The organism is Streptomyces sp. NBC_00209, from assembly GCF_045206345.1.
Classification (GTDB): Bacteria; Actinomycetota; Actinomycetes; order Streptomycetales; family Streptomycetaceae; genus Streptomyces.
This window is the reverse complement of sequence record NZ_CP108121.1, coordinates 1547109-1568303: the sequence shown is the minus strand read 5'-3', so window position 1 is coordinate 1568303 and position 21195 is coordinate 1547109. Positions and strand designations below refer to the sequence as shown.

Here is a 21195-nt window from a genome sequence, read left to right as displayed (position 1 = left end):
CCCGCATCCCGTTCGAGAACCTACTCGCGATCGTCCGCGGTGGTGCGGCGGCGCCGCGAGATCAGGAAGCCGCCACCTGCGAGGACCACGACTGCCACCACGATTCCGATGATCACACCGGTGGAGGAGCCGGAGCTGTCGCTCTCCGAGCCGCCGTTGCCGCTCGCCGGCACGGCCGACCACCAGCTCCAGTAGCCGTCCTGGCCGTAGATGTTGCCGGCCGCCTCGGGCATGGTCGTGATCGACTTGATCTGGTCCGTGCGGTATGCCTCGACCGCGTTCGGGTACGCCATCACGTTCATGTACCCGGAGTCGTACAGCCACGACTGCATCTGCCCGACGAGCTCGGCGCGCTTCGCGGGGTCGTACTCGGCGAGCTGCTTCTTGTACAGCCCGTCGTACTTCTTGTCGCAGATGAAGTTGTCCGTGGTCGCGCTGGCCTTGGCCTTCGTCGGCAGGGCCGCGCAGGTGTGGATACCGAGGACGAAGTCCGGGTCCGGGTTGACCGACCAGCCGTCGAAGGCGAGGTCGTACTCACCGGCGTACCAGGGCACGGAGACGTCGTCCAGGCAGTCGACCTTCAGCCCGATGCCGAGCTTGCCCCACCACTCCTTCAGGTACTTGCCGACCGCCTTGTCGTTCGGGTCGGTGGCGTGGCACAGGAGGCGCAGGTCGAGCGGCTTGCCGTCCTTGCCGACGCGCTGGTCGCCCTTGAGCTTGTAGCCCGCCTCGTCCAGCAGCTTCCCCGCCTTGTCGGGGTCGTAGCTCAGCGCCTGGTCGGCGGAGGGCTCCCAGGCGTACGCCGAGAAGCGCGGCGGGATGTAGCCCTTGCCCTCGACGGCGTGCCCCTGGAAGACCTTGTCGATGATCGTCTCGCGGTCGATCGACAGGAACAGCGCCTGGCGCACCTTCTGGTCGAGCAGCGCCTTGTTGCCGTCGCCGAACTTCTTGCCGTCCTTGGTCTGCGCGCCGGGGTTGGTGGCCAGCGCGTAGAAGCGGCGGCCGGGCCCCTCGTTGACCTTGATGTTCTTGTCGCCCTTGAGCGAGTTCGCCTGAGCGGGCGTCAGCGCGGGCGAACCGGCGACGAAGGAGACCTCACCCTTGCGGAGGGCGGCGACGGCGGCGTCCTGGTCCTTGTACGTCTTGAAGACCAGCTCGTCGAACTTCGGCTTCCCCCGCCAGAAGTCCGGGTTGGCCTTGAGCTTCACGTACTGGTCGACCTTGTAGTCCGTCAGGATGAACGGACCGTTGCCGACGACGGGGAACTTCGTGTCGTTGTTGAACTTCGAGAAGTCCCCGACCTTCTCCCACACGTGCTTCGGCACGATCGGCACGTCGAGCGCGGCCATGGTGGCCTGCGGCTCCTTGAGCTCGATGACCAGCTTGGTGGGGCTCGGGGCCGTCACCTTCTTGAAGTTGGTGACGAAGCTGCCGTTGGCCTGGGCCGCGGCGTCGTCGTCCATGATCTTGTTGAACGTCCAGGCGGCGTCCTCGGCGGTGGCCTGCTGCCCGTCGGACCACTTCGAATCGGACCGAATGGTGTACGTCCACGTCAGCTTGTCCGCGGAGGGCTCCCACTTGGTCGCCAGGCCGGGGATGGCGTGGTTGTCCTTGGCGTCGTAGTTCGTCAGGAAGTCGTACATGAGCCGCGAGACGCTGGTGCTCAGCAACTTCTGGGCGAGGAACGGGCTCAGGGAGTCGACGCTCTGCGCGACCGCGACGGTGAGTGTCTTGTCGGTCTTGCCACCACTGTCGGCGGCCTGCGCCTGCTGGGGCGCGGCCCCGAGGGGCATTCCCGGCACGACGGACCCGGCTGCGAGAGCGAGGGCGGCGGCACCGGAGGCCAGGAGCACACGCAGGCGTGAGCGTGGCGGGGCGGAGGACGGTGGAACTCTTACGACCATGGTCTGGGACCTCGCGTCATGACTCGCACGGGAAAGGCGTGTTGAACTTCGGTTCGCCGGCTGGTGTTGCGAAGGTTTATCAGCGGTGGTCGAGCCGCGTCAACGGTCCCCGAAACGGCGTGTGGTCTGCGGATATGCCAAAAGGGTCCGCATCGCGGAGACGATGCGGACCCTCATTGGTTCAGACCTCTGACGCCTTACTGCTGAGGCGCTGGCGGCGGCTGCTGCTGCCATCCGGCGGGCGGTACGGGGCCTTGCAGCTCGGGGTGCGCGGGCCGGCCCGGCTGACCTGGCTGATCACCCTGCGGCTGGGGCTGCTGGTACGGCTGCTGGGTCTGGGCCGGGGGCTGCTGCTGCCAGTTCTGCCCGGCGCCGGGGCCCGGCTGCGGGGGATGGGGCTGCTGCTGGCCGCCGTACGGCTGCGGCTGCTGGGGCTGCTGATAGGGCTGACCGGGTTGCTGCGGCGCGTACGGCTGTCCGGGGTACGGCTGCTGGGGTGCGTACGGCTGCTGACCGGGGACCTGCTGGCCGGGGATCTGCTGGCCCGGCAGCGGCGGGGCGTACTGCGGCGGCGGGCCGCTGCCGTCCGAAGTCCAGAGTCCCTGCTGCTGCTGGGCGCGCGCGAAGTCCTCGGCGACCAGGGCGGAGAGGTGGAAGTACGCCTCCCGGGTCTTCGGCCGCATCATGTCGAGGTCGACCTCCGCGCCGGCCGACAGGTGCTCGTCGAACGGCACGACGACCACCCCGCGGCAGCGCGTCCGGAAGTGCTGCACGATGTCGTCGACCTTGATCATCTTGCCGGTCTCGCGGACGCCGGAGATCACGGTGATGGACCGCTGGACCAGCTCCGCGTACCCGTGCGCCGACAGCCAGTCCAGGGTCGTGGACGCGCTGGAGGCGCCGTCGACCGAGGGCGTCGAGACGATGATCAGCTGATCGGCCAGGTCCAGCACGCCGCGCATCGCGCTGTACAGCAGACCGGTGCCCGAGTCCGTGAGGATGATCGGGTACTGCTTGCCGAGCACGTCGATCGCGCGCCGGTAGTCCTCGTCGTTGAAGGCCGTGGAGACCGCCGGGTCCACGTCGTTGGCGATGATCTCCAGGCCGGAGGGCGCCTGCGAGGTGAACCGCCGGATGTCCATGTACGAGTTGAGGTGCGGGATCGCGTGCACCAGGTCGCGGATGGTCGCCCCGGTCTCGCGCCGCACCCGTCGGCCCAGCGTGCCGGCGTCCGGGTTGGCGTCGATGGCGAGGATCTTGTCCTGCCGCTCGCTGGCCAGGGTCGCCCCGAGTGCGGTGGTGGTCGTGGTCTTGCCCACGCCGCCCTTGAGGCTGATCACCGCGATCCGGTAGCAGGACAGCACCGGCGTACGGATGAGCTCCAGCTTGCGCTGCCTCTCCTGCTCCTCCTTCTTACCGCCCAGCTTGAAGCGCGAGGCGCCCGAGGGGTTGCGGCTGCTCCGGGTCTTCTGCTTACTCCGGATGAGTCGGTCGGAGGTGAGCTCCACGGCCGCGGTGTAGCCCAGCGGGGCGCCGGCACCGGAACGCGGATCGCGGGGGGCGGGGGTGGGCCAGGAGGTGCCGGCCCGGGGGTCGACGGGCTGCTGGGGCTGGGGCTGTTCGGGCTGGGGCTGCGGTGGGACCTGTGCGGGGAGGTTCGGGGTGTCGGCCGTCGGGGCGGGGGTGCCGTGGGCGGGGGTGCCCTGGGCCTGGGCGCCCTGCGGGAAGCCGTAGCCGCCTTGGGGGTGGGGCTGCTGCGCCGGCTGGGGCTGCTGCTGTGCGGACCAGGGGGCTTGCGGCTGCGGGGCCTGCGGGGCTTGGGGCGCGGGCGGCTGCGGGCGCTGCGCCGGGAGGTTGGCGGCCGGGAGGGGCTGCTGGGGCTGCGGTGCCGGGTGGTGCGGCTGCGGTGCCTGCGGTGCCTGCTGGGGGAAGCCGTAGCCGGACTGCGGGGTGGGGGGCTGGGGCTGCGCGGGCTGGGCGGGCTCGGGCTGCGGGGGCTGCGGCTGCTGGGCGGCCGGCTGGAAGGCGGGCGGCAGCGGCGGAAGACCACCCTGCGCGGGCGCGGCCGGCGCCCAGGGGGACGGCGAGCCGTCCTGCGGCGCGCTGTCCGGCGGTACGTCGCGGGGTGCCGGGTCCGGGGTGGCGTCGTTCACCGGAGCGTCGTCGTCCGGCTCGGGGGAGTCCGTCTCGGCGGGGGCCTCGTCGGAGGGCGCGGCGTCGGACGGTTCGGTCTCGGACGGTTCGGTCTCGGACGGCTCCGCGTCGTGCGGCTTCAGGCTGTACGGCTCCGAGGACGCCCCGGTCGACGCGAGGCCGGAGTCGTCGCTCTCCTCGCTGTCCTCGGCCACCGGGGTGTCGCCGGTCTCGTCCGAGGGCTTCGGGGTGTTCTCCGTTACCTCGGGCTCGAAGTCGAAGACCCTTCCCAGGACGTCGTCCCAGGACTCCTCCGGTTCCGCGCCGGGCGTACCCGCCTCGGCGTCGTCCGAAACGGCACCGGCGGCCTCGGACGCTTCGTCGTCGGCACCGGACGGCGCGTCGCCGCCCACCGCCTCGGCGTCCGGCTCCGCCTCGCGCTCCCGCTCCGCGCGGTCCCGCTCCTCGATCTCCCGCTTCAGCGCGGACGCCGAGAACCGCATGGTGGCGCCGCTGTCGAGGTCGCCGGTTTCCTGCACACCCGCGTCCAAGGGCCCGGCGGGGGCGGGGGTCCAGTCGGGGTCGAAGCCGCGCTGCGCGGGGGGAGGGGGCAGCGGCACCGGGTCCCCGCTCGGCGGCGGGGGCGATGCCGGAGGCGTACCGGCGCCGCCCAGGGAGTCACCCGGCGCGTTCTGCGTGTACCAGGCGGGCGGGGTGTAGTCGATGGTGAACTCACCCGTCGTCTCGGCGGGCTCCGCGTCGGACGACTCGTCGACGGGCTTGTCCCAGCCCCCGCGCATCTCGTCCCGATCGCCGTTCACTTTGCCTCCTGGTGTGGTCGAGCACCCTTGTGCCGTGGTGGGTGGGGGCCGTTCCCGTAACGCGAACCGCCCGGCTCTCCCCCTGGGACGCACATGGCCTGCCCACAGGTTCTCCGCCGCGTCCGGACCCAGCCTAAACGCCATGGGCCCCGCCACGGCAGGCCGTACGGCGCCGCGAACGCTGTCCCGTACGTCACGTACTGCACCCAAGTGGACTGAGTGCGGCAGGGAGTGAAACCCAAAGCGGTCAAATAAGCACAATTGCACCGTGCATTGCGTCCGCCGCACCCTCATACCGCACGGCGGTGGTTCCCAGGCGTACGCGGGTCAGTCCACCCGGCGCGCGGCGCCCAGCAGTCCTGTCTCCGCGTCGGTCGCCCGGGTCGTCACCATCCGGCTCCCCCGCCGCGTGCACCAGAGCGTGGCCCCGTCCGCCAGGGCGGGCAGCGCGCGGACCGCGCCGGCCGGCAGCCGCAGGAGGCGCCCGGCCTCCTCCGCCTCGTCGGGTGACACCCGCTGCACGCCCACCAGCGACGCCTTCTCCATCAGCCCGGACGCGGCAGGACCCAGATACGGCAACAGGGTCAGCACCGACTGCCACGGCCCGGACGCGGCCCGCCCGGGCGGTGGACGCATGCCGCAGTCCCGTACGACGACGACCGGCGAGGCCGCCGAGGGGCCCGGCGTAGGCACCCGGCCGACCTCGTGCAGCGCGACGCACCCGCTGCCACCGGCGGCCCGGGCCAGGCTCGCCCAGGCGTGCGCCCGCCCCGTCTCCACCACGATCCGCGCACCCGTCGCCGCCGCCCGCAGGGCGAGCACCTGTGCCGTCCACAGCCCGCCGACGAGTGTGATCTCGTACGGGGAAGGGCGGTTGAGGCCGAGCACGGCGGGGAAGCCCTCCTCGTCCGCGCCGATCACCACCCCGTCGTCGCCCACCGGCAGGTCCAGCGTGGCCAGTTGCTCGGGCCCGATGGTGTAGCGCCGCCGGCGCGGACCGACCGGCCCGAACCCCAGCCGGCCCCGCGCCCACCCGGGTGCCGCCATCAGTGGGCCCCGCCCAGCGGCAGCGTCGCGAGGACCCCGGGCAGCTGCTCGCGGTCCAGCCGCACGAGCGAGACCCGCACCCCGCGCGCCACGCGTTCCAATGCACGCCGCGCGGCCCGAAGTTCCTCATCGGTGCGCGCGCTGATCCGCAGGTGCCCCGCCGCGGCGACCTCCTGCCGGTCGCCCCGCGCCAGCGTCAGGCTGAACGTCGTGGCCGGCGCCGGCACCGAGGTGAGCAGCGCGACCAGCCGGGCCATCGGCACATCACCGGAACGCGGCCACCGGCGCACCCAGTACACGGTGTGCCGGCGCCCGTCGCAGCTCCACGTCCGCGAGGTCTCCCGGGTGCGACGGGCGGGCGGCGCGGTCCCGTCGGCACGAGGCGCACCGATGACATCCGCGCAAACCGCGGTGGCGAGCGCGGCCCCGAGCTCCTGCTCCGTCAGTACGGTCGCGCCGAAGCCCGCCCCGGTCAGCCGGCCGGACAGTTGGTCGGCCGCCCGCAACAGACAGCGCCGCGCCCCGGTGAGGCCGCCGCCTCGCATGCGTACGGCCTCCGGGCAGAGCTCCGGATCGAGCGTCAGCGTGACCCAGGTGAGGCGCACCGCCGGTGACCCCGTACGGGCCTGGAGGGGTGCGTAGTTGAGCGTGGCGACCGCGTCGCCGGAGAGATGCGGGGCCGGGGCGGGCCGGGTGTGCTGCACGATCCGCGCCGATTCCAGGCGGATCCCGTCGACGTCCATCACGTCCCGGACGAGCCCCGGAGGCAGCGGCCGCGCGGTCCGGTCCGCCCGCAGCACCGTGTCCTCCGCGTCCACCCGCACCACCACCGTGAGGTGCGTACCGTCGACGGCCATGCCCACCGGCCGCCGGTCCCGGTGCGTGAACGAACAGGTGCGCAGGCCCGGTACGCACTCGGTCAGCGGGGCCACCGGGGACCCGGCACCGGGGCCGGCGACCGGCACCCGCGCGGCGGCCCTCCGGTTCCGCACCCGGAAGGCGATGACCGTGGCCAGCCAGGCCGGAAGGGAACGGCGGCGCCTGCGCACGACGGCGAGGACCACGAGCAGCGCGGCCGTCATGCCCGCAGGCCCCAGGAGTGCGGGCCCGACGACCCAGGCGCACAGCAGGACCGACACCGCGGCTTCGAACAGAACCAGCTGTTGCAATCGAAAAGTACCGATCGGCCCGGCCCGCCGGTTCAGCCGTGCCCCGCCCCTGTTCGCCATCCCGCCCTGCCCCCGTCCGCGCCGTCCCGGCCCGCTCCGCACCTGACCCGCCGAGCTCTCGGGCGGAAGCGCACAGCGTACCGGCGATCGGTCAACACCCAGGCACGGGCGGCATAGTGGTGGCCGACAGCGAGAAGCCCCGCCGAAGCGCGAGTGGTGGGCGTCCGCAGGTGCGCGGTGCGGGCGGAGAGGGAAGGCGGGCCGGGCCATGGTGACCCGACGGGACGAGCTGAACGCGTACACATTTGCGAAGAGGAGGGCTCTTGCCGCCTTCCTCCAGCCCTTACCGGACGGTTCCGACGAGGGCGCCCCGCGCCCGCTGCGCGCCGTCCTCCCCGGTGTGCTCACCGGCGCCCTGCTCCTCGCCGGGTTCGGCGCGTACGGCATGTTCCGTCCGGTCGCGCCCAAGGGCTGGGACCGCCCCGGCGCCAAGGTCGTCGTCGGCAGGACGTCGACCACCCGCTACGTGGTGCTCACCACCGGCCGCGGCGCCCATCGCCGTACCCGGCTGCACCCCGTCCTGAACCTCGCGTCCGCCCGGCTGCTGCTCGACCCCGGCGACTACGGCGTCGTCCAGGTCGCCGACGACGTCCTCGACGCGGGCAGACCTCCGCGCGGGCCGGTCATCGGCATCCCGTACGCCCCCGACCGGCTTCCCGGGAAGCGGGACGCGGGCACGGCCAAGCGGTGGGCCGTGTGCGTACGGCCGGGAGGCGGAGGCACCGGTGTACAGGAGGCCGGCTTCGTCCTCGCCGCCCGCGACCACCGGCTGACGGAGGGCCCGGACCGGCTCACCGGCGGCCAGGTCCTCTACGTACAGGACCCGCACGGCACCCGGTACCTCGTGGACGCCCGGGGCACCAAATACCGCGTGGACGAGCGGCCCGGCGACCTCGGACACCTCACCGACGCCCTGGTCGGCCGCGCCCGGCCGCGACCCGTCACCGGCGACTGGCTCGCCACCCTGCACACCGGCAGCCCCGTTGCCTTCCCCGTCGTCCCGGGCGAGATCGGCGCCCCCGCCCGTGTCGAGGGCCGGCTGTCCGCCCGCGAGAACCGCGTCGGCGCGGTGCTGCGGACCAGGACCGGCGCGGGCACCGCGTACCACGTGGTGCTCGACGGCCGCGTCCAGCCGGTCTCCGAGTTCACCGCCTGGCTGATCGTCAACTCCCCGCAGACCGCAGCCCTCGACCAGGCCGGCGCCGCCTACCCGGCGGGACTCCAGGACTTCGTGTCGGACCCCGCACCCTTCGCCGGCCAGGCCACGCGCTGGCCCGCCCGCAAGGCCGTCCGCGTCGACACCGCGCACCGGAGCACCGTCTGCTCCGTACTACGGGCGACGGACGGCAGGGGCCGCACCACCCTGAGCACCTGGGCCGGCACCACCTACCCCGCCGCCGTCGGCGCGGGCGGCACCAGCACCTACGTCACCCCCGGCAGCGGGCTCCTCTACACCCAGGTCCGGGGCCGCCAGACCAGCCCCGACGGATCACTCTTCCTGGTGACGGACACCGGATTGCGGTACGCGGTTCAGGGGAACGGCGACGGCGCCCCCGGGCACTCCGCGCTCCCCACCGGCAGCACCCCACATGTTCGGGGCCGTGCCAACGAGGCGCAGACCCGCCTCGGCTACGAGGACGTGCGGCCCGTCCTCGTACCGGCCGAGTGGTCGGAGTTCCTTCCCCGCGGACCCCGGCTCGACACCTCCAGCGCGCGCCGCCCGCAGGGTTCCTGACATGGCGGCGATCCGGACGGTGGCGGCTCTCGCCGCGCTGGCCACCCTCGCCGTGGCCCAGCCCGCGCGTGCGGCCACCGGGCCGGACGGCGGCGCGTGCGTCCTCCCGGCGAACCGGCGGTTCGAGGGCCGCCCCTGGCCGTTGCAGCGCGTGCTCCTGGACGAGCTGTGGCACGACACCCGGGGCGAGGGCGTCCGCGTCGCCGTCATCGACACCGGGGTGGACGACACCCACCCCCAGCTCGCGGGCGCGGTCGCCCGCGGCGCCGACACGCTGGAACCCGGCGGTGACGGCACCGGCGACACGGTGGGCCACGGCACCCTGGTCGCCGGCCTCATCGCGGCCCGCCCCCGCGCGGGGACCGGCTTCGTCGGGCTCGCCCCCGGAGCGACGGTCATCCCGGTCCGCCAGAACGACGCGCGCGACCACGGCACCGACGCGTCGCTGGCCGACGCGATCCGCCACGCCGTCGCCCGGCGCGCCCAGGTCATCAACATCTCGCAGGAGACCGTCCGCCCGCAGGCCCCCGGCTCCGACCTGGGCCGCGCGGTGGCCGAGGCCGTCCGCCAGGACATCGTGGTCGTCGCCTCCGCCGGCAACAACGGCGCCGACGGCAGCCGTACGCCCACTTACCCGGCAGCGTTCGACGGGGTCCTCGCCGTCGCCGCGTCCGACCGCGACGACGAACGCGCCCCCTTCTCCCGGCCCGGGAGCTTCGTGGACGTCGCCGCGCCGGGCGTCGACATCGTCTCCACCGCCCCCGGCCGCGGCCACTGCGCCGACAGCGGAACCAGCTTCGCCGCCCCGTACGTCAGCGCGGTCGCCGCACTGATGCGCGCCAAGTACCCGCACTGGACGGCCGCGCAGATCGCCGCCCGTATCGAACAGACCGCGGAACGCTCCGTCAACGGCCGTGACGACTTCGTCGGATGGGGTGTAGTCGACCCGGTCCGCGCACTGTCCGGCGACGACGCCCCGCAGGACGCCCCGCACCCCGACGGGCCACCCCCCGGCGCCCGCGCACCCGACCCCGCGCCGCTGTCGGCGGCCGACACCCCGCAGCGGCGTGACCGCCGCCACGCCGCCTGGGCCATGGCCCTCACGGCCCTCCTGACCGGCACGGTGGCGGGCGCCGCGGCCGTTGCACGAGAGCTGCGCCGACGCCGCACGGGATGAGCCGGAGGGCGCCGGGAACCGCCTCCGTACACCCGCGAGGGGCCTTCGTGGCGGCGGGGAACGGACGCCGGACTGGCTAGCCTGAGCCGCCTGAACGGCCCAGAGAGAGGACCTCGTATGACCAGCCCCACGGGTGGATTCGCGCTTGCCGACGATCCGGTCGTCCAGGCCAGGAACAAGATCGTCCACACCGCCGAGGCGGTGTCGCGGCAGGCCCGGGAGCTCGCCGACGTCCTCGCGACGGTGGGGGCCGGCTGGACCGGTGCCGGCGCCTCGGGGTTCACCTCCGCACAGCTCGTGGTCAACGAGGACCACGACGAGATCCGGCGCCTCCTCGGCGTACTGCTCAACGCCGTCGACGGCACCAGGAACCTCAGCAACGCCAACGACGAGGAGGTCCGCGCGGCCTTCAAGGCGGTACGGGAACCGGCTTCCGCGGGCGGCTCCTCCGCCCTGAACGGCGTCTGAACCCGGCGCCGTTCCCCGACACGACCAGAGGAAACCCCATGGGGCACGACCCGCACACCAAGGTCAGGTACGAGAGCGTCCAGGAGGTCGCCAACCGCATCCGCGCGGTCGCGCGGAACATCTGCCGGGACCTGGAGGAGATGGACGGCGCCCTGAAGGTCGTCACCGACACCTGGGACGGCCAGGCGCACGCCGAGTACGTGGCCCTCCAGCACAAGTACCGGAACAAGGCAGACCACATGAGGGCCCGGCTCGATGAGGTCGCGAGGCTCATCGAGACCGGCAAGGACCACTACCGGGCGACGGACCTGCGGTCCTCGCGCCTGTTCACCGAGGCTTTCTGAGCCGGACCCGCAGGGACCGGACGCAGGAAGGGGGGCACGTTCACCCGAACGTGCCCCCACGCCTGCCCGGCGGTTCCTACGGAAGGTCGAACTCGCCGTCCCTGGCGCCCAGGACGAACGCCTCCCACTCGGCCTCCGTGTACCTGAGCACCGTGTCCGGGTCCAGAGAGGACCGCATGGCCACCGCGCCACCGGGAAGGTGCGCGATCTCGACGCGCTCCTCCTCCTGCTCCGTCCCGGGAGCACACAGCCACTTCACCCCCGAGATGTCGAGTGCGTACAGCTCGTCCTTCTCCGCCTGCGTGCCCATCGTGAGGGCTCCTTTCGTACCTGGCTCTGCACGGCACCGTACAGGCAACAAGGCGGCCGGGGATCCGCTCCGCCAAAGCCCCGTGACCGCCCCCGCACTCAACCCCGTTCCGGCAGCCAGCCGGTCTGCACGAGGCTCTTCCCACCGCGCCGGGTCGCCATGCACGCACGCCCCGGCGGCATCGGGCGGGCACGCACCGAGCCGACCAGATCGCCCTCCGCCGGATCGCCCGACAGCACCACGCCCTGCGCGCCCAGCTCCTTGATGCGTTGCAGGAACGGCTCGTACATCGCACGGGACGCGCCCGCGCAGTTGCGCGCGAGGACGAAGCGCACCCCGGTGTCCCGCGCGAACGGCAGACAGTCCGTGAGCGCGGCGAGCGGGCTGCCCGTACCCGTCGCGACGAGGTCGTAGTCGTCCACGACGACGAAGATCCGCGGCCCCGTCCACCAACTGCGCTCCCGCAACTGCCGGGGCGTGACATCCGCCGGCGGCCGGCGCCGCGCGAATACCCCGGCCAGCGCCTCCATATGCGTCGCGAGCGCGTCCGGTGTCGGCGCGTACTCCAGCAGATGGCTCTCCGGCAGGGCGCCCAGCAGCCCCCGCCGGTAGTCCCCGACGACGAGCTTCGCCTCGTCGGGGGAGTAGCGGCGGGCGATCTGCCGGGCGAGCAGCCGCAGCAGAGCGGTCTTCCCCGATTCGCTCTCCCCGAACACCAGAAGGAAGGGATCGGCGTCGAAGTCCACGAAGACCGGATCGAGATCGGCCTCGGCGATACCGATCGCGACACCCCGCTCCGGGAATTCGTCCCCCTTGGGCAGCCGCTCGGCGGGGAGCACGGCGGGCAGCAGACGTACGGGCGGGGCCGGCGGACCCGACCAGTCCGCCCGGATCCGTCTGGCCAGCGCCGCCGTACGGTCGGGGAGACCGGCCGCGTTCTCCACCGGGCCGAGGCACGGCGACGCGGCCAGGAAGTGCAGCCCCTCCGCCACCTGCCCCCGGCCCGGCACACCGCCGGGCACCTGTGCGGCGACCCTCCGGTCGAACTCGGAGTCCGACACGTCACCGAGCCGCAGTTCCAGCCGCCCGGTCAGCTGGTCCTTCAGCGCGGCCCGCACCTCCAGATAGCGGGCGGCGGTGAGCACCACATGCACCCCGTAGCCGAGCCCCCGGGCCGCGATGTCGGCGACGACCGGCTCCAGCTCCTCGTACTCCGTACGGAAACCGCCCCAGCCGTCCACGACGAGGAAGACATCGCCCCACGCCTCACCGGGCAGACCGCCCCGGGCCCGCTCGCGCCGGTACGCGGCCATGGAACCGATGCCACACGCCCGGAACAGCTCCTCACGGGCCCGCAGCACCCCGGCCACCTCCGCGACCGTACGCCGCACCCGCTCGGGATCCAGCCGCGAGGCGACCGAGCCCACGTGCGGCAGGCCCGACAGCGACGCCAGCGCGCCACCGCCGAAGTCGAGCCCGTAGAACTGGACCTCACGCGGTGTGTGGGTGAGCGCGAAGGACATCACCAGCGTGCGCAGCACCGTGGACTTGCCGGACTGCGGCCCGCCGACCACCAGCATGTGGCCCGCCGCCCCGGTGAAGTCCTGGAACAGCACCTCCCGCCGCTGCTCGAACGGCTTGTCCACGAGCCCGAGCGGAACGACCAGCCCACCATGTTTGCCATCCCCCGCAACGGTGAAGCCGCGCTCCGGGTCCGTTCCCAGGTCCGGCAGCAGCGCGTCCAGACCCGGCGACCGGTCCAGCGGAGGCAGCCACACCTGGTGGGCGGGCACGCCCTGCCCCTCAAGCCGCCGCACCACCACATCGAGCACGGACTCCACGACCGCGTCTTCCCCGCGCACCTCCGCCACAGACGCGGTCGCGGTCGCAGACGCCGGTACGGACGCAGGCACCGGCAGCGCGCTGAACAGCGCCGCCGCAAGGCCGCCCGCCCCCTCCCCGACAGCCCGGCCGGGCCCACCCGGCCGGTACGGCCCCGAGACGTACGCCGCTTTGAAGCGCGTCAGTTCCCGCGTACCGGTCTTCAGAAACCCCGAACCGGGCACCGGCGGCAGGTCGTACGCGTCCGGTACACCCAGCGCGGCCCGCGACTCCTCCGCCGAGAACGTACGCAGCCCGATCCGGTACGAGAGGTAGGTCTCCAGACCCCGCAGCCTGCCCTCCTCAAGGCGCTGGGACGCCAGCAGCAGATGCACACCCAGCGAACGGCCGATGCGCCCGATCCGGATGAACGTGTCGATGAAGTCGGGTTTGGCGGTCAGCAGTTCGGAGAACTCGTCGATGACCAGCACCAGCGTGGCCAGCGGCTCCAGCGCGGCGCCCGCCGCCCGCGCCCGCTCGTAGTCGTGGACGCCCGCGAAGTTGCCCGCGGCCCGCAGCAGTTCCTGACGGCGCTGGAGCTCGCCGCGCAGCGCGTCGCCCATCCGGTCGGCCAGCGCCAGGTCGTCGGCCAGATTCGTGATGACGGCGGCCACATGCGGCATCCCCGACATCCCCGCGAACGTCGCCCCGCCCTTGAAGTCCGCGAGCACGAAGTTCAGTGTTTCGGAGGAATGGGTGACGGCAAGACCCAGCACCAGCGTCCGCAGCAGCTCGGACTTCCCCGAACCGGTAGCGCCCACACACAGCCCGTGCGGTCCCATCCCGTCGAGCGCCGACTCCTTCAGGTCGAGCACCACCGGGACACCGTCCTCACCCACCCCGAGGGGCACCCGCAGCCGCTCCGCGACCGGCCGGGGCCGCCAGGTCCGCTCCACCTCCACCGCACCCGCGTCACCCAGATCCAGCAGATCCGTGAAGTCCAGCGCGGCCAGCAGCGGCTCGTCCCCGTCCCGCCCACCGGCCCGTAACGGAGCGAGCCGCCGGGCCAGCGCCTCCGCCGCAGGCAGCGACAACCCGTCCGGCACCCCCACCCCGCACTCCGCCTCCAGCACGCCGGGACGCACCCGCACACACAGAGCACCGCGCGGCCCCGCCGCGTCACCCGGGGCCACCTCGACCAGCGTCACCCCCTCCACGCCCCCCGCAGCACCCAGCACCGAACCCGGAGCCACCCCAGCCCCGTCCAGCACCACGACGACATGCGGCCGGTCCGGCAGCGGCACCCCCTCCGGTACGAAACGCCCCCGCCCCTCCAACAGCGCGCCGAGCAGCGGCTCCAGCCCAGCCGCATCCCGCGCGAACAGCCTCCTCGCACCGGCCCCGTCCACCTCACCGGGCACCTGGACATGCGGCAGCCACTTCACCCACTCCCAGCACACCACCGCGTCCCGCGCGGCCACCACCGCCACCACCAGGTCCCGGGGCGAGTGCAGCGCCACCAGCTGCGCCACCAACGCCCGCGCCGCCGCCCTGACCGGCTCCGCCGAACCACTCAGCCGCACCCGGTACGCCTCCCGCAGCGGAACGCACAACGGCAGGCCGTCCAGCGAGCCGTGCACCGCCACGAATCGCCGCACCGCGTCCGCGCACACCGGCTCCGGCTCACCCGCAGCGTGCTCCGGCACGGCCAACGGCGTCGCGAGCCGCTGCCTGCCGAGGCCGATCCGCACCACCCCGAAGTCCGCGTCGCCGGGCCGCCGCTCCCACACCCGGCCCCCTTCGGCGACCACCGACCACAGCTGATCGGGGGCGGGATGCGTGAACAGCAGGCCGTCGCGTTGGGCCCGCGCCGTCCGCCGCACCGCACGGCGCGCCCGCGCCAGCCGAGCCAGATAGTCGCGCCGCACGTCCGCCGCCCGCCCCTGCGTACCGCGCCGGTACCGCACCACCTGGGCCACCACCATCGCCAGCGTCGACACCAGCATCAGCACACCCATCACCCGCATGAACGGCGGTGCCTGCGGCGAGAAGAAGAACACCACCGACGACGCCATGCCCAGCACCGGAAGAAGCTGCATCAACACCCCCTCGCGCTGCCCGCGCGGTTCCACCGGAGGCGGCTCCAACAACACCTCTTTCGTGGGAACTTCCGGCGGCAGCAGGCGGGGCGGACGCTTCACGACGATCTGGCTCACCGGTGCATCGATCCTTCGGTGCGGGCGGGTGTGGGGCGCTGCCGAACGGGGAGAGGCGGAGCGGCCGGGCGGTACACAGGTCGGGCCCACCCCCGTCGGCCCCCGCCCCGAAGCGCCCGTGATCCTACGCACTGTCAGCCTTCGCCCCGATCCGCCCGCTAGGGTGACCCGCCCATCGTGCGGACACCGCCGACCAGCGACGAACAGGGGCCCCCGACACGTGAGTCCGACCGCAACGACCGGCTTCTGCCGCGTCACCGTCGTCACGCCCGACACCCGCATCGACGTCGCCCTGCCCGAGGACATCGCCGCCGCCGACATCTGGCCCGAGATCCTGCGCCTCACCGGACCGGCAGCACCCGACACCGCACCCCCCGGCCACCACCTCGTGCGGCTCGACGGAACGGTCCTGGACGGCGACCGCACCCTCGCCGCACAACGCGTCCTCGACGGCGAGATCCTCATCCTTCGCCCCTTCGCCGCCTCGCTGCCCCCGCCCGTCTACGACGACGTCGCCGACGCCATCGCCTCGGCCACCGGCCGCGACCGCCACCTGTGGAGTGACGACCTGCTCCGCGGCGCCGCGCCGGCCGCAGGCGCGCTGCTTCTCCTCCTGGCGGCCCTCGTCCTGTGGCGGGCCGACCCGGTCCGCCACGACCTGCACGGACCACCCGGAGCCGTCGCGGGCGTCGCCGGACTCCTGTCGGCCACCCTCGCCGCCGTACGCGCCCGGGTCTACGCCGACCGCGTCACCGCCGCCGCGCTCGGTCTGGGCGCCCTGCCCCTCGTCCTCCTCGCCGGCTCCGGCCTCATCGTCCCGGACCCGGACGGGGGAGCGGGGCGGCTGCAGTTCCTGCTCGGCTGCGCCGCCGTCCTGGTCGTCTCGGCCGCCCTCACCGCGCTGGCCCCGTGCGGGGACGCCCCCTTCGCGGGCGCCGCCCTCCTCGCCGGCGCCGGAGCTCTGGCCGCGTTCGCCGCGATCCTCACCGAGGCGTCCGCCACCGCCACGGCCGCCGTCTGCGTCCCCGCCGCCCTCGGCCTCATCGCGTTCCTGCCCGGCCTCTCCGCCCGTTTCGCCCGGCTCCCGATCGGGTACGCGCCGCCCCGGCCGACGGGCCCCTACAGCGACGAGCACGAGGACACGGAGGCCCCGGACGCCGCCCCCGTCGACACCCGCCTCGTCGCGGACCGGGCCCGGCGCGGCCACGAACTGCTGCTCGGCCTGGCCGGGGGCTGTGCGGGCCTGGCCGCCGCCGCGGCCGCCGTCCTCGCCGCCTCGGACAACACCTGGGCCCGCCTCCTCGCCCTCGCCGCCGGGCTCGCGCTGCTGCTCCGCGCCCGCCTCTTTCGCTACACCGCCCAGGTCGCCTGCCTGCTGGTCGCGGGCATCGGCGCGTTCGCCGCCCCGGTCACCGGCCTCGCCCTCACCGTCCAGGGAGACGACCCGGCCCTGTACCCCCGTACGACCGGACTGTGCGCGGCGCTCGTCGCCGGCGCCCTGCTCCTCGCCGCCGCAGGGGCGACCGTCCCGCGCAAGGGCCTCTCCCCGTTCTGGGGCAGATTCCTGGACCTGGCCGAGAGCGCGCTCCTGCTCTCCCTGCTCCCCCTCTGCCTCGCCGTCCTGGACCTCTACGCGCGCGCGAGGGCACTCACCGGCTGACGCCCGGCGAGGCCGGGTCCGGACGGCTGGTAGTCTGGCTGTGGCCGTTTGTGTACGCGTTCCCGGTTCGCTCTGGGAGCTGCGCTCATCGGACCCTCGCTCCCGAGTCACCCAAGCTCCCCTGAGAACCAGACCAGGGGCACTCGTGGGCGCATCGAAGACCAAGAGGAGTACGCGTGCCGCTCGACGCCGCTACGAAGAAGCAGATCATGTCCGAGTTCGCGCAGAAGGAGGGCGACACCGGATCCCCCGAGGTCCAGGTCGCCATGCTCTCGCGCCGCATCTCGGACCTGACGGAGCACCTCAAGACGCACAAGCACGACCACCACTCCCGTCGTGGTCTGCTGATCCTGGTCGGCCAGCGTCGCCGCCTCCTGCAGTACCTGGCCAAGAAGGACATCCAGCGCTTCCGTGCGCTCGTCGACCGCCTCGGCATCCGCCGCGGTGCGGCCGGCGGCGCCAAGTAAGGACGCTGCGCAAGGGAGCGGTTCCCTGACTCGGGGAGCCGCTCCCTTTGCCGTACGTGCGGTACCGGGGGGAACCTCAGTAACCTGGACGTACAACAACAGACGAGGAGAGGCGCCGCACGGCCGCCGCCGGTCCTCGGTAGTGGCCCCCGGGACAACGCCCGGGAGCTTCGATCGAAGACCGGCCCCGCAGAGACTGCGCGCTTCTCCGCTCCGTCCGGCGCCACACGGGCGCTCGGACGAAAGACGACGAGTATGGAGAATTCACTAGTGGAGAACGAGACCCACTACGCCGAGGCCGTCATCGACAACGGCACCTTCGGCACCCGCACCATCCGCTTCGAGACGGGCCGCCTGGCCAAGCAGGCCGCCGGCTCCGCCGTCGCGTACCTGGACGACGACACCATGGTGCTGTCGGCCACCACCGCTTCCAAGCGGCCCAAGGACAACCTCGACTTCTTCCCCCTCACGGTGGACGTCGAGGAGCGGCAGTACGCCGCCGGCAAGATCCCCGGCTCGTTCTTCCGCCGGGAGGGCCGCCCCTCCGAGGACGCGATCCTCACCTGCCGCCTGATCGACCGCCCGCTGCGCCCCTCCTTCAAGAAGGGCCTGCGCAACGAGATCCAGATCGTCGAGACGATCATGGCGCTCAACCCCGACCACCTGTACGACGTGGTCGCGATCAACGCCGCCTCCGCCTCCACGATCCTGGCGGGCCTGCCCTTCTCCGGCCCGATCGGCGCCACCCGCGTCGCCCTGATCAAGGGCCAGTGGGTCGCCTTCCCGACGCACACCGAGCTCGAGGACGCCGTCTTCGACATGGTCGTCGCGGGCCGTGTCCTGGAGGACGGCGACGTCGCGATCATGATGGTCGAGGCCGAGGCCACCGAGAAGACCATCCAGCTCGTCAAGGACGGCGCCGAGGCCCCGACCGAAGAGGTCGTCGCCGCCGGTCTGGAAGCCGCGAAGCCCTTCATCAAGGCGCTCTGCAAGGCCCAGTCCGACCTCGCCGCCAAGGCCGCCAAGCCCACCGGCGAGTTCCCGGTCTTCCTCGACTACCAGGACGACGTCCTGGAGGCGCTCTCCAAGGCCGTCAGCACCGAGCTCGCCAAGGCGCTCACCATCGCCGGCAAGCAGGAGCGCGAGGCGGAGCTCGACCGCATCAAGGAGATCGCGGGCGAGAAGCTCCTCCCGGCCTTCGAGGGCCGCGAGAAGGAGATCTCCGGCGCCTACCGCGCGCTGACCAAGAAGCTGGTCCGCGAGCGCGTCATCAAGGACAAGGTCCGCATCGACGGCCGCGGCGTCACGGACATCCGTACGCTGGCCGCCGAGGTCGAGGCCATCCCGCGCGTGCACGGCTCCGCCCTGTTCGAGCGTGGCGAGACCCAGATCCTGGGCGTCACCACCCTCAACATGCTTCGCATGGAGCAGCAGCTGGACACCCTCTCCCCGGTGACCCGCAAGCGCTACATGCACAACTACAACTTCCCGCCGTACTCCGTCGGCGAGACCGGCCGCGTGGGCTCGCCCAAGCGCCGCGAGATCGGCCACGGCGCGCTCGCCGAGCGCGCGATCGTGCCGGTCCTCCCGTCCCGCGAGGAGTTCCCCTACGCGATCCGCCAGGTCTCCGAGGCCCTGGGCTCCAACGGTTCGACGTCCATGGGTTCGGTCTGCGCCTCCACCATGTCCCTGCTGAACGCCGGTGTGCCCCTCAAGGCCGCCGTCGCCGGCATCGCCATGGGCCTGATCTCCCAGGAGATCGACGGCAAGACCCACTACGTCGCCCTCACCGACATCCTCGGTGCCGAGGACGCGTTCGGTGACATGGACTTCAAGGTCGCCGGTACGAAGCAGTTCGTCACCGCGCTCCAGCTCGACACCAAGCTCGACGGCATCCCCGCCTCGGTCCTGGCCGCCGCGCTGAAGCAGGCCCGCGACGCCCGCCTCCACATCCTCGACGTGATGAACGAGGCCATCGACGTCCCGGACGAGATGTCCCCGAACGCCCCGCGGATCATCACCGTCAAGATCCCGGTGGACAAGATCGGTGAGGTCATCGGCCCCAAGGGCAAGATGATCAACCAGATCCAGGAGGACACCGGCGCCGACATCACGATCGAGGACGACGGCACCATCTACATCGGTGCCCAGCAGGGCTCGCAGGCCGAGGCCGCTCGCGCCACGATCAACGCGATCGCCAACCCGACCATGCCGGAGGTCGGCGAGCGCTACCTGGGCACGGTCGTCAAGACCACCACCTTCGGTGCGTTCGTCTCGCTCATGCCGGGCAAGGACGGCCTGCTGCACATCTCGCAGATCCGCAAGCTGGCCGGTGGCAAGCGTGTGGAGAACGTCGAGGACGTGCTCGGCGTCGGCGCCAAGGTCCAGGTCGAGATCGCCGAGATCGACTCCCGCGGCAAGCTCTCCCTCATCCCCGTCGTCGAGGGCGAAGAGGACGAGAAGAAGGACGACACCGACAAGTGACGTCCCGTAGTTCCGCGACGACGGCCCGCCCCTCCTCGGAGGGGCGGGCCGTCGCCCGTACCCAAACGCTTCTCAAGGGCAGCAACGGCATCGGCACGGTCCGCCGTACGGTCCTCCCCGGCGGCCTCCGCGTCGTCACCGAGACCCTGCCCTCCGTACGCTCCGCCACCTTCGGTATCTGGGCGAACGTCGGCTCACGCGACGAGACGCCCGCGCTGAACGGCGCGACGCACTACCTCGAACACCTCCTCTTCAAGGGCACCGCCAAGCGCAGCGCCCTCGACATCTCCTCCGCCATCGACGCGGTCGGCGGTGAGATGAACGCCTTCACGGCGAAGGAGTACACCTGCTACTACGCGCGGGTCCTCGACACGGACCTGCCGCTCGCCATCGACGTCGTCTGCGACATGCTGACCGGCTCGCTGATCGCCCCCGAGGACGTCGACGCCGAGCGCGGCGTCATCCTCGAAGAGATCGCGATGACGGAGGACGACCCGGGCGACTGCGTGCACGACCTGTTCGCGCACACCATGCTCGGCGACACCCCGCTCGGCCGCCCCGTCCTCGGCACCGTCGACACGATCAACGCCCTGGACCGCGGCCAGATCGCCCGCTTCTACAAGAAGCACTACGACCCGACCCGCCTCGTCGTCGCCGCCGCGGGCAACATCGACCACGCCACCGTCGTACGCCAGGTCCGCAAGGCGTTCGACAGGGCCGGCGCCCTCTCCCGTACGGACGCGGTTCCCACCGCGCCCCGCGAGGGCTCCCGCGCCCTGCGCACCGCCGGCCGGGTCGAGGTCCTGGGCCGCAAGACCGAGCAGGCCCATGTGGTCCTCGGCATGCCCGGCCTGGCCCGCACCGACGAGCGCCGCTGGGCCCTGGGTGTCCTCAACACCGCTCTCGGCGGCGGTATGAGCTCCCGCCTCTTCCAGGAGGTACGGGAGAAGCGCGGCCTCGCCTACAGCGTCTATTCGTACACCTCGGGGTTCGCGGACTGCGGCCTGTTCGGCGTGTACGCGGGCTGCCGCCCCGGCCAGGTGCACGACGTCCTCAAGATCTGCCGCGACGAGCTCGACCGGGTCGCGTCGGACGGGCTGAGCGACGAGGAGATCAGCCGCGCAATCGGCCAGCTCTCCGGCTCCACGGTCCTCGGCCTGGAGGACACCGGCGCGCTGATGAACCGCATCGGCAAGAGCGAGCTGTGCTGGGGCGAGCAGATGTCGGTGGACGAGATGCTGGCCCGCATCAGCGAGGTGACACCGGACGACATCCGGTCCGTCGCGGGCGAGATCCTCGGACACCGCCCCTCGCTGTCCGTCATCGGACCGCTCAAGGACAAGCAGGCCGCCCGTCTCCACGAAGCGGTCGCCTAAAAC

General features: G+C 72.7%; 14 protein-coding genes. 8 read left to right on the top strand and 6 right to left on the bottom strand.

Going from position 1 to position 21195, the window contains the following annotated elements; genetic code table 11:
- Window positions 1-20 precede the first annotated feature (20 nt).
- The 4 genes from OG867_RS06735 to eccE form a co-directional block, all read right to left on the bottom strand.
- Window positions 21-1904: an ABC transporter substrate-binding protein gene (locus tag OG867_RS06735; protein WP_406283579.1), complete on the bottom strand. Its 1884-nt coding sequence runs from the start codon at window positions 1902-1904 to the stop codon at window positions 21-23.
- A gap of 197 nt (window positions 1905-2101) precedes the next feature.
- Window positions 2102-4858: an SCO5717 family growth-regulating ATPase gene (locus OG867_RS06730; RefSeq protein ID WP_406283577.1), complete on the bottom strand. Its 2757-nt coding sequence runs from the start codon at window positions 4856-4858 to the stop codon at window positions 2102-2104.
- A 327-nt stretch (window positions 4859-5185) separates the two neighbouring features.
- Window positions 5186-5905 (bottom strand): hypothetical protein, encoded by a 720-nt coding sequence (locus OG867_RS06725; protein ID WP_406283575.1) that lies wholly within the window; start codon window positions 5903-5905, stop codon window positions 5186-5188.
- A complete protein-coding gene (eccE, locus tag OG867_RS06720; protein WP_406283573.1) occupies window positions 5905-7074 on the bottom strand; it encodes a type VII secretion protein EccE in 1170 nt (389 codons plus the stop codon). The genes OG867_RS06725 and eccE overlap by 1 nt, the downstream gene beginning before the upstream one ends.
- A 268-nt stretch (window positions 7075-7342) precedes the next feature.
- Between eccE and eccB the strand changes: the two genes are divergently transcribed.
- The 4 genes from eccB to OG867_RS06700 all read left to right on the top strand — a co-directional run bounded on the left by eccB (window position 7343) and on the right by OG867_RS06700 (window position 10858).
- On the top strand, window positions 7343-8869 hold the full coding sequence (eccB, locus tag OG867_RS06715) for a type VII secretion protein EccB (RefSeq protein WP_328902696.1): 1527 nt from the start codon (window positions 7343-7345) through the stop codon (window positions 8867-8869).
- Window position 8870: 1 nt separating this feature from the next.
- Window positions 8871-10046: a type VII secretion-associated serine protease mycosin gene (mycP, locus tag OG867_RS06710; protein ID WP_406283571.1), complete on the top strand. Its 1176-nt coding sequence runs from the start codon at window positions 8871-8873 to the stop codon at window positions 10044-10046.
- A 117-nt stretch (window positions 10047-10163) separates the two neighbouring features.
- The gene (locus tag OG867_RS06705; protein WP_328902698.1) at window positions 10164-10514 is read left to right on the top strand and encodes a hypothetical protein; all 351 of its coding nucleotides are present in this window, start codon (window positions 10164-10166) and stop codon (window positions 10512-10514) included.
- Window positions 10515-10552: 38 nt separating this feature from the next.
- On the top strand, window positions 10553-10858 hold the full coding sequence (locus OG867_RS06700) for a WXG100 family type VII secretion target (protein WP_328902699.1): 306 nt from the start codon (window positions 10553-10555) through the stop codon (window positions 10856-10858).
- 76 nt (window positions 10859-10934) lie between these two features.
- Here the strand turns inward: OG867_RS06700 and OG867_RS06695 are convergent, their stop codons facing one another.
- Together OG867_RS06695 and eccCa are read right to left on the bottom strand one after the other, a co-directional pair.
- On the bottom strand, window positions 10935-11168 hold the full coding sequence (locus OG867_RS06695; protein ID WP_328902700.1) for a DUF397 domain-containing protein: 234 nt from the start codon (window positions 11166-11168) through the stop codon (window positions 10935-10937).
- Between the two features lie 98 nt (window positions 11169-11266).
- Window positions 11267-15205, bottom strand: coding sequence for a type VII secretion protein EccCa (eccCa, locus tag OG867_RS06690; RefSeq protein ID WP_406283568.1), 3939 nt, complete (start codon window positions 15203-15205; stop codon window positions 11267-11269).
- Window positions 15206-15425: 220 nt separating this feature from the next.
- On the opposite strand from eccCa, the gene eccD reads away from it, so the two are divergent.
- From eccD to OG867_RS06670, 4 genes are all read left to right on the top strand, one after another.
- The gene (eccD, locus tag OG867_RS06685) at window positions 15426-16865 is read left to right on the top strand and encodes a type VII secretion integral membrane protein EccD (protein ID WP_406283566.1); all 1440 of its coding nucleotides are present in this window, start codon (window positions 15426-15428) and stop codon (window positions 16863-16865) included.
- A 176-nt stretch (window positions 16866-17041) separates the two neighbouring features.
- A complete protein-coding gene (gene rpsO, locus OG867_RS06680) occupies window positions 17042-17332 on the top strand; it encodes a 30S ribosomal protein S15 (protein ID WP_003965855.1) in 291 nt (96 codons plus the stop codon).
- Between the two features lie 270 nt (window positions 17333-17602).
- Window positions 17603-19816 carry a polyribonucleotide nucleotidyltransferase gene (locus OG867_RS06675; protein WP_328904477.1) on the top strand — a complete coding sequence of 738 codons (2214 nt, stop codon included), beginning with the start codon at window positions 17603-17605 and terminating at the stop codon, window positions 19814-19816.
- Window positions 19813-21192: a M16 family metallopeptidase gene (locus OG867_RS06670; RefSeq protein ID WP_406283563.1), complete on the top strand. Its 1380-nt coding sequence runs from the start codon at window positions 19813-19815 to the stop codon at window positions 21190-21192. Before OG867_RS06675 ends, OG867_RS06670 begins: the two co-directional genes overlap by 4 nt.
- The last annotated feature ends 3 nt before the right edge of the window (window positions 21193-21195 follow it).